The organism is Ruminococcus flavefaciens 007c, assembly GCF_000571935.1.
Taxonomy (GTDB): domain Bacteria; phylum Bacillota; class Clostridia; order Oscillospirales; family Ruminococcaceae; genus Ruminococcus; species Ruminococcus flavefaciens_F.
Genome location: NZ_ATAX01000028.1, coordinates 501,827 through 514,724, shown reverse-complemented (window position 1 = coordinate 514,724; position 12,898 = coordinate 501,827). Strand labels below are relative to the sequence as shown.

11 protein-coding genes are annotated in these 12,898 nt (G+C 39.9%); 8 read left to right on the top strand and 3 right to left on the bottom strand.

Translation table 11 applies throughout. The annotated features are described in order from the left end of the window. Positions 1 to 193: 193 nt before the first annotated feature. Positions 194 to 1,117 carry a DUF2806 domain-containing protein gene (locus RF007C_RS13215; RefSeq protein WP_037300467.1) on the top strand — a complete coding sequence of 308 codons (924 nt, stop codon included), beginning with the start codon at positions 194 to 196 and terminating at the stop codon, positions 1,115 to 1,117. A 51-nt stretch (positions 1,118 to 1,168) separates the two neighbouring features. On the opposite strand, the gene RF007C_RS13210 is transcribed toward RF007C_RS13215, so the two are convergent. The 3 genes from RF007C_RS13210 to RF007C_RS13200 are packed head-to-tail and all read right to left on the bottom strand — an operon-like array spanning position 1,169 to position 3,017. After that, entirely contained in the window at positions 1,169 to 1,744 is a 576-nt protein-coding gene (locus RF007C_RS13210) for a CHC2 zinc finger domain-containing protein (RefSeq protein ID WP_275450844.1), read from the bottom strand. Further along, positions 1,741 to 2,025, bottom strand: a complete 285-nt coding sequence (locus RF007C_RS13205; RefSeq protein WP_037300464.1) for a helix-turn-helix domain-containing protein — start codon at positions 2,023 to 2,025, stop codon at positions 1,741 to 1,743. The genes RF007C_RS13210 and RF007C_RS13205 overlap by 4 nt, the downstream gene beginning before the upstream one ends. A 17-nt stretch (positions 2,026 to 2,042) precedes the next feature. Next, complete coding sequence (locus RF007C_RS13200; protein ID WP_037300664.1) at positions 2,043 to 3,017, bottom strand: ATP-binding protein; 975 nt, start codon at positions 3,015 to 3,017, stop codon at positions 2,043 to 2,045. Between the two features lie 1,001 nt (positions 3,018 to 4,018). On the opposite strand from RF007C_RS13200, the gene RF007C_RS13195 reads away from it, so the two are divergent. The 7 genes from RF007C_RS13195 to RF007C_RS13165 all read left to right on the top strand — a co-directional run bounded on the left by RF007C_RS13195 (position 4,019) and on the right by RF007C_RS13165 (position 12,838). Then, on the top strand, positions 4,019 to 4,546 hold the full coding sequence (locus RF007C_RS13195) for a hypothetical protein (RefSeq protein ID WP_037300461.1): 528 nt from the start codon (positions 4,019 to 4,021) through the stop codon (positions 4,544 to 4,546). A gap of 369 nt (positions 4,547 to 4,915) precedes the next feature. Next, positions 4,916 to 5,260: a plasmid mobilization protein gene (locus RF007C_RS13190; RefSeq protein ID WP_037300459.1), complete on the top strand. Its 345-nt coding sequence runs from the start codon at positions 4,916 to 4,918 to the stop codon at positions 5,258 to 5,260. A gap of 144 nt (positions 5,261 to 5,404) precedes the next feature. Further along, positions 5,405 to 5,614, top strand: coding sequence for a hypothetical protein (locus RF007C_RS13185; RefSeq protein WP_037300457.1), 210 nt, complete (start codon positions 5,405 to 5,407; stop codon positions 5,612 to 5,614). 12 nt (positions 5,615 to 5,626) lie between these two features. After that, positions 5,627 to 5,956 (top strand): single-stranded DNA-binding protein, encoded by a 330-nt coding sequence (locus RF007C_RS13180; protein ID WP_037300454.1) that lies wholly within the window; start codon positions 5,627 to 5,629, stop codon positions 5,954 to 5,956. Positions 5,957 to 6,165: 209 nt separating this feature from the next. Beyond that, positions 6,166 to 9,282 (top strand): DUF3427 domain-containing protein, encoded by a 3,117-nt coding sequence (locus tag RF007C_RS13175; protein WP_037300452.1) that lies wholly within the window; start codon positions 6,166 to 6,168, stop codon positions 9,280 to 9,282. A gap of 1 nt (position 9,283) precedes the next feature. After that, positions 9,284 to 9,685, top strand: coding sequence for a (deoxy)nucleoside triphosphate pyrophosphohydrolase (locus RF007C_RS13170; protein ID WP_037300449.1), 402 nt, complete (start codon positions 9,284 to 9,286; stop codon positions 9,683 to 9,685). A 24-nt stretch (positions 9,686 to 9,709) separates the two neighbouring features. Then, positions 9,710 to 12,838: an SIR2 family protein gene (locus RF007C_RS13165; protein WP_037300446.1), complete on the top strand. Its 3,129-nt coding sequence runs from the start codon at positions 9,710 to 9,712 to the stop codon at positions 12,836 to 12,838. Positions 12,839 to 12,898 lie beyond the last annotated feature (60 nt).

The window sequence follows — 12,898 nt, the reverse complement described above, 5'->3', positions numbered from 1 at the left end:
CGCCGCACAAAGTGAGTTTTTCTGTATTTTTATATAATTTATTTGCCCAAAGGATATCTTCTATTTAAACACCAGTTCTATTTATAAAGAATCGATTTTTTATAGATTCCAAATTATTGTTTTTTATACTCAAATATGCTATAATGTGTAAAATGATTGCAGAATCAAGATTTTAAAAAAGGAGAAAAGGGCTATGGGTTTAAAAACAAAAGCTGCAGAGGCTGCATTGGAATTAGCAACTAATGAAAACGTGCTTGATAAAACTGTTGGTTTATTTGGAATGCTATTTCCTTATTTGGGAACGACCAAAAAGACTGTAGATACATATATGTCGGAAATACAGAATTCTGATTTATCCCCAGATGTAAAAGCTCGTTTGATGTTAAGTGCAAAGAGTGATTTGAAAAGATGGAAAAATCAAGAGTCTATTGCTGATATAGCATTTAAGTGTGCGAAAGAAGGTACTGATTTTTCTGAAAACTCAGGTGTTAATGAAGACTGGCTCGACCGATATATGGATTCAGCTAAATTTGTCAGTTCCGAAGATATGCAGTTGATATGGGGAAAAATACTTGCTAATGAATTTGAAGCCCCAGGATCAACTCCGCTAAACATGATAAGAATACTATCAGAAATTACTTCTGATTTAGCCAACGCTTTCAGAATTATTTGTAGTATGACGGTTAAAATCAAACCGTTAGATCCTAATGAAGAAATTGAAAACGACCAAGCAATGATTGTTCCTTATAATGGCAATAAGAATATTTTTGATAAAATAGGACTAAGTTTCGGAGCAATTAGCGAATTGGAAGCTTTAGGGCTCATCAAATTCGATGGAATTGTTGGATATGTAATTGATTGTCACGAAGGACTATACGAGATATGTATAAATAAGAATATTGATAAATTTCAAAGCAATGCTCCACAACTAAATGTAGGAAATGTAATGCTCACCAAAGCAGGAGAAACCTTGCAAAAAATCACAGAACCAATCGAAATAGAAGAATACTATCTCATGCTGGCAAAGTACTTGATGAATAAAGGTGTTGTATATATTTCAGAGAAACTTTTATTTAACGAAAACAACAATAACAATAGTGAAAACACAATCTTATAATTTCTTGAAGAGTTCAGAAACAGTTAAATATCTGAGCTCTTTATTCTTTCATTACATAATATGTTGAATCTTTTTAAGCTGATCAATGATGCTACGCATAGCAAGTTTCCCCGACCTGTCTGCATGGATAAACTCATCGCATAGGTACTCCGCATAATCAAGGTAATGCAGGCTGTAAACAAACCGCTCGTCCTGCACATCATCAGGTGACTTCGGTGCAAGCTCACGCCACTGACGCATTTGCCACAGGTAGTCGTGAAGTGTTTTCCACGCCTGTTTCTCCCACTGTTCATAGGCTCTCCGAGCTTCTATACGCTTATGATACTCGGACATCTCCGCAGTCGTAGGAGCTTCCCCCACGCTTATATGCAGACCATAATCATCGTTCAGCTTCCTTACTGCTTCGATAGGCTCGGCAATGCTGAACATCTTCTGCGTGAAGCCTATAACGTCCGCAGACTCACCGCAGCCGAAGCAGTAAATGTTATGGGGATAGACTTTAGCGGAGGGAGTTTTCTCCGCATGAAACGGACACAAACACATTCCAGACCTGTCTATTTGAAGTCCGTATCCCTCCGCAACTGTCCTCATATCGACTGCTTCCTTGACCTGTTCAAATACGGTCACTTCTGGAAATACGCCACAAGGTCAGCCTTGTTGACGAGTATCTTGCCACGCTTGCCCTCACCGGTACGTACCGACTTTATCTTCTCCTGTGCCACAAGCTGACGCACAGTGTGCTCAGAAAGCCCCTGAATGACCTCTGTACACTCCTTGATGGTGAGCATCTCCACAGGCTTCGGAACGCTCTCACGGTTTGTTACAGGTGCTTCTACACCGTCGTCGGTAAGCTGTATAAGCAGCTCAAGGATATCGTCCACGATTCTTTTCTTTTCAGTATTACTCATAATGTAACCCTCCACAATTATTCGTTTTCATTTTTCGGCAGTGCCCAAAACCACTGACCGTTGCGTTTGACTGACTTCACACCGAGTATCTTCTTTGCCTCATTCAGTGTGCGGCTCGATATACGGGAGTATTTCGCCTTTGCTGATATGACCTTCTGCGATACCTCTCCGTCTTTCAGCTCCTCCTGTAAAAGCTCCATAGCCTGCCTGCCCTTGGACATTGAACCAACACCGAGAAGTATCTCGTCGATGTTGCAGTCATACTCTCCCTTGAAATGAAAACCGCTGTCGGGATCAAGCTCAAAGGCAACAGTTTTCCCCTCGGGAGCGAGACTGCTTTTCGTATGGGCAACTACTCTGAAATTGGGATTCTCCTTATCCCTCGCCACAATAAGTACGCTTCTGGCGGCGGCTGTGATGTCGATAGAGCCAAGTCCACGATAGGTCGATTTCATACCCATAGCCTTGTTCATGTGACCGATAAGCACCACAGAACAGCCGTATTTCTCCGCTATGGACGCAAGGTGCGACATTACGGGACGTATCTCATTGGCACGGTGCATATCCACCTCAGACCCGATATACGCCTGCAAAGGGTCGAGTATGACCAGCTTCGCATGGGTATGTGCAATAGCTGCTTCGAGACGCTTGTCCGACATTGTGACGTTCCTCTCGCTCTCGTTTATCACGATGATACGGGAGCAGTCCGCACCTGCACTGAGCAGTCTCGGCTTTACTGTGTCCGAAAGTCCGTCCTCCGCTGTCTGATAGATGACGTTCATGGGTTCGCACTTCTCCTGCGACTGCGGAAGTATGCCCTGCGTAAGACGAGCGGCAATGTTCAGTATCAGCGTCGTCTTGCCCTCTCCCGGATCACCCTGGATGACGGTTATCTTCCCGAAGGGTATGTACGGATACCACAACCACTTCGTTTCCGTCGCCCGGATAGTGTCCATGTAGATCAGCTCACTGGTGATCTTCAGTTCTTTCAATGGCTTCACGCCCTTTCTTATTATTTGAAGGTCAATATGCACGCCTGCACAAGCTTCCTGCCCCTCTGATATTCATTACCAAAATATTAGCGGTATCGTAAAGTGTTCAAAAAAACTTTGTATAGCTTCACAATCTGAGAGCCGTATTTTTGTGAGGAATTATATAATGCTTTGCAACGTGATGTGTCATTGCATTCTGCCTTCACTTATATACCGAAGAAATGGCAGTTCGTAAAGTATGTTTTTCTGATTTCTTTTTTCACTCAAAAACGTGGTCTGACTTGTGGCAGATTCATACCCCTTCACTTATCAACCGACAAATTTGAGTTTTGGACATAGATTTCGAGAAAAGTTCACAAAATGTTTACAATTAAAGCTCTTTTAACTTGTTCTGCCATACTTTTTCTACCAACAGTATCCAGTAACTTGACTCAGCTTATAATGCCCTTCACTTATCTACCGAGAATTTTGAGCTTTTGGGGTTAAAATGGCGAAATGTTCATAAAAAGTTTACAATTAAGGCTGCTTCAACTTGTTATAACTTGCACTAACCTTCACTAAAGGGCTGAAAAGTCTTCAGATTCAATGCAAAACCATTGATTATCAGAAAACTATTTTTCAATTTTGTAAGACCGCACTGTTATCAACAGATACAGCAGTATAATTCAAACAAAAAAGCTCCTGCCCGGACACGGAACAGAAGCCTTTGAAGATTGCAAAGATATCAGACGTTTGCAATGTTGGATTCGGATTAGTAAGCAAGCTGAAACAGCGCATTATCGGTCATCGCACTTACTCATAAAGAGGAAGATTGCAAGGTTGCAAGTTTTTTTAATGTTTGCAACCTTGCAACCTTGAATTGAAACTCCCTGAATACGCAGGTTTGCACAGCAGATAAAATGCCACAATGCGCAGGTTTATGATGAACCGACTCGACAAAAGTGCTTTGCAGATGTATAATAATATCGAGTGAATATACTGATTGAAGATAGGAGGCAGATATGGACAAATATTATCCGTTTGAAATTAACAGTAAAAGAATATTACTGAGAATGAATATCAATGCTTTTTGGAAGCTTGGCGATGCATACTTTCAAATTCACGAAATGCCTGATAATTCCATAAAAGCCTATTGGCGGAAAGGCCTTCCCAACATAAAATTTGCTGAATGCGCAGGTACGATTGCACGTAAATATTTTGCAGAAAAACAGATGTCAATTCGTGAGTTGATTACTACTGATGAATATAAAAAAGAAATCGCTAAAATATCTCCCATAAATGAGATTGAATTCTTGGACAAAGAAGCAAATCAGATAATTGATTTCTGCAATATTGGTCTGCCTGATGATTATGACAAAATTAGCGGCAGAGACGGACACAGTTATGATATATGGATCAGAAACGGTAAGAGGATCAATTTATGGTGCTTTGTTCACGAAAATATCAGCTATGTTGCAGATGTTATAAATCTGCTTGTAAATAAAGCAGAACTTGATGAAGATATGTACAGTATAAGAGTACAGAAATAAAAATATAATGATAAAAGCAAAAGCTCTCGGAGTAAAAAATATTCCGAGAGCTTTTCTGTTACTTATAATGCTGAAAGTGATGATAATAATTTTCATAAGACTGCCGCACTAATTGCGCGATTACAGCGCACAAGGATTTTATAATATGATCATGGAGCAAATCGCAGGGCGTTTATGCTCCAAAAGAGAAAGAAAATACAGAGCCGAAAGGCTCAGATGTAAACACGCCACAAAGGGGAGTATTCAAGAGTAGCAAGCACGGCATCAGAGGGGGACAATAATTCTGATCCCCCTCTGATGCAACAACTTGTCAGAGGGCTTCTGCCCCTAAGACCCCGAACAAAAAATAAAGAGAGGAAATATGTAAAAATGAAAGAAGAAAAGAAGCGTACACACTGTATCAAGCTCAGAGTTTCAGAGGAAGAACTTGCTGCGTTCAAACGTAAGTTTCAGAACAGCGGAATGCAGACATTCGCAGGCTTTTTAAGAGCAATGGTTTTGGACGGTAACATCGTCCATTTTGACGAAAAGGAATTGTTTGAGATCAACCGCCTTGCTGCAAATATTTCAGCGAATATCACGCAGATCGCTTACTGTGCAAAACGTAACTGCTATGATTACGAAAAAGAGTTCTCTGAGATCAAAGAAAGCATGAATAAAATATGGGAGCCGCTCCGATTTTTCATTGGGTTAAATATGAAGGTGAAGCATTAAGTTTGTATGTGCGCCCTGTACCGGGCAATCTTTTAAAATTGCTGCGCATTTCACAAGAATTATTACAATCATTCCACATCGCTGGACTTCCGGAATTCAGGCGATTATAATGGAGTCACAAACACAGATCATTGAGGTGCTTTTATGTTTAAAGTTTCAGAGCTGGCAATGCCAAAAACACGCAGGGTAACTACTGTCTGCAACGGCAGAAAAGAAGTGTGGGAAGACCGTGAGAAAGCACAGGATTTTTTCCTCAGGCAGATGATGACTACCGAGGGCGAGGAACGTGACCGGGCAGAGTGTGTTTACATTCAGCTCATACACGGACTTGATGAGTGCAGTGACGAGGACTGAAAGGAGATAAATATGCTGAACAAAGTTATGATGACAGGCAGGCTCACTTCCGAGCCTGTCCTTACCACTGAGGACGATATGAGGTACTGCAAATTCGGCATTGCTGTCGAACAGCCGAAACGCAGGGGCATTGATACTGTCGGGACGGATAATTTCAACTGTATCGCCGTTGAAGACAATGCAAGAGCGGTGAACTATCTCTACTCCAAAGGGAAGCAGATCACTTTTGTAGGTTCTCTCAGAAAAGATGCAAATGATTCGGCAGTGATAGTTGTGGAGGAGTTGCACTTCTCGAACAAGTTTACCGTCAAGGCAGACGTTGAAACAGGGCAGATTTTCTGATGAATATCAATGTTACTGAGAAAGTATTCAAACTGTTCGAGCCGTTTTTATATAATTACAAAGGCATTCTGTTAAAATCAACAGGATGCCTTTCTTTATTTCATAATATACGCCAAAATAAGCAAAATATATTGAAAGTTGCAAGAAATTATGTTATAATATTACAAACAATTACTGCTCGTTTAACAAATTATCGGAGGTGTCCCCCTATGCTCAAACCCGGACTTTACGAACAAGTCATCAATAAAGACCTGTCCAATGAGCTTGACGAAAGTCAGCAGCTCATTGAGAAGCGAAATATCGACAAAGCCGAAGCTCCGCAGATACTCTCGGGATACCTCTCCGAGATAATCGAAAAGGGGCTTTCCTGCCTTTCAAGCGATGATATTGAGGGACAACTTGGACTTGCAAACAGGATAGTTTCGGCTGTTACCGAGCTTACAGGCGATGAGGAGTTCGACGGTATGAGCGTTGACGAGCGTGCAGAACAGCTTCTTGCTGTTGCCAATATGCAGAACAATGCTGACGCTATGAAACGCCGCATAACTATGACACGTCCCGAAACATCTCTTGCTTCAAGTTCCCTGTTCACAGGCGCAGGCCACGAACCTCAGATGATGACCGAGCTGAAAAAGGAGATAGTTTCCGCCGACAAGATTGATATGCTTGTGTCATTCATCAAGTGGAGCGGACTGGTGCTTATCATCGACGAATTGCAGGAGTTCACTGCCCGGGGCGGTCAGCTGCGTGTTATAACGACCTCCTACATGGGCGCTACCGATGTGAAAGCGGTGGAGGAGCTGAGCAAACTGCCCCATACAGAAATCAAGGTCTCCTACGACACCGAGCGTACAAGGCTTCATGCGAAGTCATATGTATTTTACCGTGACACTGGCTTCACGACTGCCTATGTGGGCTCCTCGAATATGTCCAATGCCGCCATGACAAGCGGTCTCGAATGGAATCTGAAAATAACAGCTCACGACCAGCCTCACACTATCCGCAAGATAAATGCGACCTTTGAAAATTACTGGAACAGCACCGATTTTTCGTTGTATTCTCCCGATGACAGGATGCATCTGATGCAGGCGCTGAAAGCCGAGAAGTATCATTCCACTGATGATAATTACAGCTTTGATATACGCCCATTCTCCTATCAGCAGGAGATACTGGACAAGCTGACTGCCGAGCGTGAGATACGTCATCACTGGAAGAACCTTGTTGTTGCCGCAACGGGTACGGGCAAAACAGTCATTTCCGCATTCGACTACAAGCGTTTCCGTCAGCAGAACGGACGTGCAAGACTTCTCTTTGTGGCGCACCGAAAAGAGATTCTCAGGCAGAGTATAAAATGCTTCCGCGGAGTGCTCCACGATGCGAATTTCGGTGACCTCTGCGTTGGCGGAATCGTGCCCGAAAGTCTTGAAAACCTGTTTATCTCCATTGAGTCTTTCAACTCTCAGGCTCTTGACAGGATAACCTCCCCCGACTACTACGACTTCATCATCGTGGACGAGTTCCACCACGCCGCTGCGCCTACATATCAGCGTCTGCTGGAATACTACAAACCGAAGATACTTCTCGGTCTGACGGCTACTCCCGAGCGTATGGACGGCAAGAGCATATTGCCCTATTTTGATGACCGTATCGCTGCGGAGATTCGTCTGCCCGAAGCTATAGACAGGAAGCTGCTGTGTCCTTTCCATTATTTCGGAGTGTCCGATGAGGTTGACCTTCACGATATAAAATGGTCTCGCGGAGGTTATGACAGGGCTGCGCTTTCCAATGTCTACACTGGCAACGATATACGTGTCATGCTTATCCTGAAAGAGCTTAACAAGTACGTTGCGGACATGGATAAGGTCAAGGGACTGGGCTTCTGTGTGTCGAAGGAGCACGCAGATTATATGGCTCAGCGTTTCAATCAGAACAATATCCCGTCCATCGCCCTGACCGCTGACAGCAAGAAAGATGAACGTGATTCGGCACAGCATAAGCTGGCGAATGGCGAGATAAAGTTCATTTTCACCGTTGACCTTTACAACGAGGGTGTGGATATCCCCGAGGTCAACACTGTGATGTTCCTGCGTCCTACCGAGAGTTTAACGGTGTTCCTGCAACAGCTTGGACGTGGTCTGCGTCTCAGCGACGGCAAGGACTGCCTGACGGTGCTGGATTTCATCGGTCAAGCACATATGAAGTATAATTTCGAGTCAAAGTTTGCGGCTCTTCTCGGAAACACTCAGTGCAGTGTCAGGGACGAGATAGAGAATGGCTTTCCCCTGCTGCCCAAGGGCTGTTATATCAAGCTGGAAAAGCAGGCGCAGAAGTACATTCTCGACAATATCAGACAGGCTGTGGGAAACAAGAGCGCTATTGTAAAGCGCCTTGCAAACTTCACAGAGGACAGCGGAAAGGCTCTTACTCTTGTCAATTTCCTTGGCTACTACGATCTTGATATCAGCGCGATTTACGGCACGAAAAACAGCTTTGCAAGGCTGTGTGTGCAGGCTGAGGTCAAGCCAAATTTCACCGAAGATATTGAGGAAGTTATCACTAAGGCACTGCCCCGACTTTCATACATCGACTCTCATCGCCTTATTGAACTTGTGATAGATTATCTGCCGAAGATAGGCAATTACAGCATCAATGATTTTGACGGTGTTCAGCAGAGAATGTGGCAGATGCTGCAGTTCACAATATGGCAGAAGTCCTACGAGGACTGCGGTTTCAGTGACCTGCTTGAGGGCTTCCGCAAGATAGCAAACTCGCCTGTGATGCTCAGTGAAATACTTGAGTTGATGTACTACAAATACGATAAGATAGACTTTATTGACGAGCCTGTGCAGGTGGACTATGACTGTCCGCTGGACGTGCATTGCAGTTATACGAGAGATCAGATACTTGTGGTGCTTGACTTCATGAAGCCTGATACCGTCCGTGAGGGCGTGAAGTATCTGGAGAATAAAAAGACCGACTTGCTGTTCGTAACACTCAACAAGTCGGACAAGGACTATTCGCCCACCACCATGTACAATGATTATTCCATCAACAGCGAGCTGTTCCACTGGCAGAGCCAGAGCACTACAACTCCCGAAAGCAAGACCGGTCAGCGCTACATACATCATCGTGACATGGGTACAAGCGTGATGATATTTGTTCGTGAGTATAAGAGTACAAAGCTGGGTGCTGCGCCGTATACCTTCCTCGGACTGGCGGACTATGTGAAATCTGAAGGCTCGAAGCCTATGAACGTGGTGTGGAAGCTGAGGAAGCCTATTCCTGCGAAGTATCTGAAGAAAACTAATCAGCTGACGGTGGGATGATATGAAGACTATAAAAGTTGTGGCGGCTGTGATATGCGATTCACTTCAAACAAAGACACGCATATTCGCAACCGCAAGAGGATACGGCGAATTCAAAGGTATGTGGGAATTCCCTGGCGGAAAGATAGAACCCGGCGAAACTCCACAGCAAGCGCTTGTGAGGGAGATTCGTGAGGAGCTCGATACCACAATCGGAGTCGGAGATCTTATTGAGACCATCGAGTATGATTATCCCGAGTTTCACCTATCCATGGACTGCTTCTGGTGTGAGGTCATAAAAGGTGACTTGGTTCTGCTTGAAGCTCAGGAGGCACGGTGGCTTACCAAAGATGAGCTTGATAGTGTGAAGTGGCTGCCGGCGGATTTGGAAATGGTGGAGAAGATAGGTAGGCTACTTAAATAAACATATTACAAAGAGGTAAATACAATGGATAAGATTATGAAACAGATCGAAAAAATACGAGAAATCAATAAACAACATAAACTTGTCATTTTTGTAGGTGCAGGTGTGTCACGCAATTCAGGTGTATGTTCGTGGTGGGAGTTAGTAAAGAAAATAGCTATAGAAACAAACTACAAAGACATATGTGAAAAATGCGAACTTAAACACCTAACATATACAGAAGGTGATGAGAACGCTATATCTTGTAAGTTTAATGACCGTTCATGTCAATACGAGTTCAATTTTTCAAATGATGAGTTTTTAAAAATACCTCAATATTTTTATGAAGAGAAAGGCGAAGAACAATATATCCAACTATTAAACGAAAAATTTGGAGGGAACTATACACCAAATATAATCGACGATTTAATTTTTGAAATTAAACCTGAACACATTATAACAACGAACTATGATCATTTACTTGAAGACACTAAGAATATAAATGTTTCAAAATATACCATTATAAAAAGTGATAAAGAATTGCTAACTAAGCCTGGAAAGCACTATATTATAAAAATGCACGGAGATAAGGACGATTTTGATAAGTGTAGAATTAATAATATAGTTCTCAAAGAAGATGATTATCTTAAGTATTCACACACACATGAAATAATTGAATCTTATATTAAATCACTTCTGTTTGATAAGACATTTATGTTTGTTGGCTATTCTCTAAGCGATAATAACTTAAAACTTATAATGAGCTATATAGATTATTATGCTAAGAGTCAAGGTATTAAGAATCGTAGCCCACATTATTTGATTACAAATAAAATTGACCATAAAGAACGTGATAATAAATATTGGAATAATAAAAATGTTGAAGTTGTGGATTTATCTACACTACCAAACTTTATGAAGGGAAAGACACCATGTGAGCTTAGTATATATGGTAAACCGCTATTTTCTTTTCTTACCTATATCAAAAATGATAATCTTCCGTTTTATGAAGATAAAAAAGAACAATTAAAATACACTCTATTGAAGAGCGTTAATTCTGTAGAGCCATTCAACCGCATCAGTTATACTACACTATTATCAATATGTGCTTTCTCACACGGTGTAGAATTGCAAAATGGATCATTAAATATTATTGATAAAACAGAATATAATAACTTATTGAGCATTCTTGAGCAAAATGATTTAGAGAGTGCAAAAATAAAAAACTGTTTTATTAAATCAGGCATATATTCAATTCATCATATAAGCGACCTTAAAAGTCATTTATTCTATCAGGTTGCATCAGATAAAGAAATAACCGATGAATTATTCAACTTATCAATGATATGGGCATATCCAGAGATTAATAAACGATTGTTTGTCATTGATAATGAATTGGAAAAAGCTTACTATAATTCCCTAATATATAAAACAGAAGACAATATATGCCTTGAAGTATTATCAAATATCGAATCAATTATAAACAAAAAGGATTTCAAATGCTTGACGCTTAGTGATAAGTATGAAATAGTGATACTAAAAATTAATCAAATTGCAATACGTACTTTGGATGAATACAATTATCGTGAATATCATATATTAAAAGAACTTGAAAAAGAACTAAAGAAGATTAATGATTCTGAGATAACAAAAAAAGAAGAAGAAAAAATCAAATCAAAACTTTTAGATGAATATAATAATAATTTGAACAAATTAAAAGCTGAACAATGGAATAAACTCAAAAGTTTTCTTGACATTGCTTCAAAAGAAAGCATTGCATTTGATTATATTAAAAAGATTTGTGGCGATAATGGAGAAGAAATAAACAAGTTAAGTAACCTTCTTCTAAAACATGAAGAATACTATATGCGTAAATCCACAATGACAAAATATGGTGGAACAATCTATGGAGATTTATTCAAACTTCAGGCTATTGTATATGATTATTATTTTTTCTACAAGAAGAACTATCTGATGCTTGATTGGTTTAATAATGTTTCAAAAATGTGTGAACCTTACATAAAGGCCATTCTTTGCACATATTATCCGGATGAATATCAATTTTCAAATCCTGCTTTAGGAAGAACACAGGTAAAACCATATCCATTAAATCTAACAGATATTAATCTGATAATACGTCATGTAAAGTACAAAGATTTTATTTCGTGGATATCGTATTACAAAGTATTTAGCTTATCATTAATTGATGGATTAGATATCACCGAGATATTTGAAAACTTCTGCATATCAATAAGATCCTATTGGCTTACAGAATATGCGGAGCATATCAATTTGTTTGGAAAGTTGCTATCAATGATTGAGTTTAGCAAAGATGAGAGGCATAAAATATTATTAGCATTCCTAAAACTTGTAACGCCTGATGATAAAATAAGCATAGTAATGCTTCGGACTTGCCTTAAAGCATTATGGCTTTTTGTAGACAAACATTATGATGATGACGATCCTTCTTACCATCAATTGCTGGATCTACTTATAAATGAGTATTTGTTAACGGATCCTCTTAATATGAGAAATGATTACATCAATCTAATACACACAGTTTCGCCTAAAGCAGATAAAAAAATATATGATAAATGTTGTGCTATAATTGCCAACTGTGATTCAGAACGTAAAAAAGCATATTATCCGTATGTTTTTAAGGATATTCTTTTAAAACATGATTCGACCAAATGGACTAAATGGATAATTGACAATCTTGAGAATAATTGGACAGAAGAAGTATTTGATTATCTTGAAAAAAAGATTATTCCTTATGATGAAGTTGTTTCAAAGTATTTTGAAGAAAAACTTAAAAATATAAAAGAAGCTCCTGGCGTAAAAACATTTCCTGACATTAAATCAGAGCTTATTAATTCAATAGTTATTCTTCATATACTCGGAATTATACCTGATTTAGATGATATGAGTTATCTAAATCAATATTGCAAAGAAAATGCTTATCTTGATTTTTTGTTGAACCCAGAATCGTTTGATTATAGTAAAATTAATACTGCTGATTATATGTGGTGTAATTTTATAGCAAACGATAAATACAGAGAAAAAATAATAAAGCACAAGTCTGAGTTTTGGAATAAAGAAGACGAAAAAAGAATAGAGTTAGGCTTTGGTGGTTCTTTTGAGAACCAAATAGCTTACAAATATTTATTCAATTGATATCTTAATGAATTTGAATTTAGATATCAATTTATACTATATTGCCATTGAATAAATAGC

What these genes read in the sequence shown, in the direction of transcription:
- RF007C_RS13175 (WP_037300452.1), top strand. Translation starts at nt 6,166, where the DNA reads ATGCTCAAACCCGGACTTTACGAACAAGTCATCAATAAAGACCTGTCC.
- RF007C_RS13205 (WP_037300464.1), bottom strand. Translation starts at nt 2,025, where the DNA reads ATGAGTAATACTGAAAAGAAAAGAATCGTGGACGATATCCTTGAGCTG.
- RF007C_RS13190 (WP_037300459.1), top strand. Translation starts at nt 4,916, where the DNA reads ATGAAAGAAGAAAAGAAGCGTACACACTGTATCAAGCTCAGAGTTTCA.
- RF007C_RS13165 (WP_037300446.1), top strand. Translation starts at nt 9,710, where the DNA reads ATGGATAAGATTATGAAACAGATCGAAAAAATACGAGAAATCAATAAA.
- RF007C_RS13195 (WP_037300461.1), top strand. Translation starts at nt 4,019, where the DNA reads ATGGACAAATATTATCCGTTTGAAATTAACAGTAAAAGAATATTACTG.
- RF007C_RS13185 (WP_037300457.1), top strand. Translation starts at nt 5,405, where the DNA reads ATGTTTAAAGTTTCAGAGCTGGCAATGCCAAAAACACGCAGGGTAACT.
- RF007C_RS13215 (WP_037300467.1), top strand. Translation starts at nt 194, where the DNA reads ATGGGTTTAAAAACAAAAGCTGCAGAGGCTGCATTGGAATTAGCAACT.
- RF007C_RS13170 (WP_037300449.1), top strand. Translation starts at nt 9,284, where the DNA reads ATGAAGACTATAAAAGTTGTGGCGGCTGTGATATGCGATTCACTTCAA.
- RF007C_RS13180 (WP_037300454.1), top strand. Translation starts at nt 5,627, where the DNA reads ATGCTGAACAAAGTTATGATGACAGGCAGGCTCACTTCCGAGCCTGTC.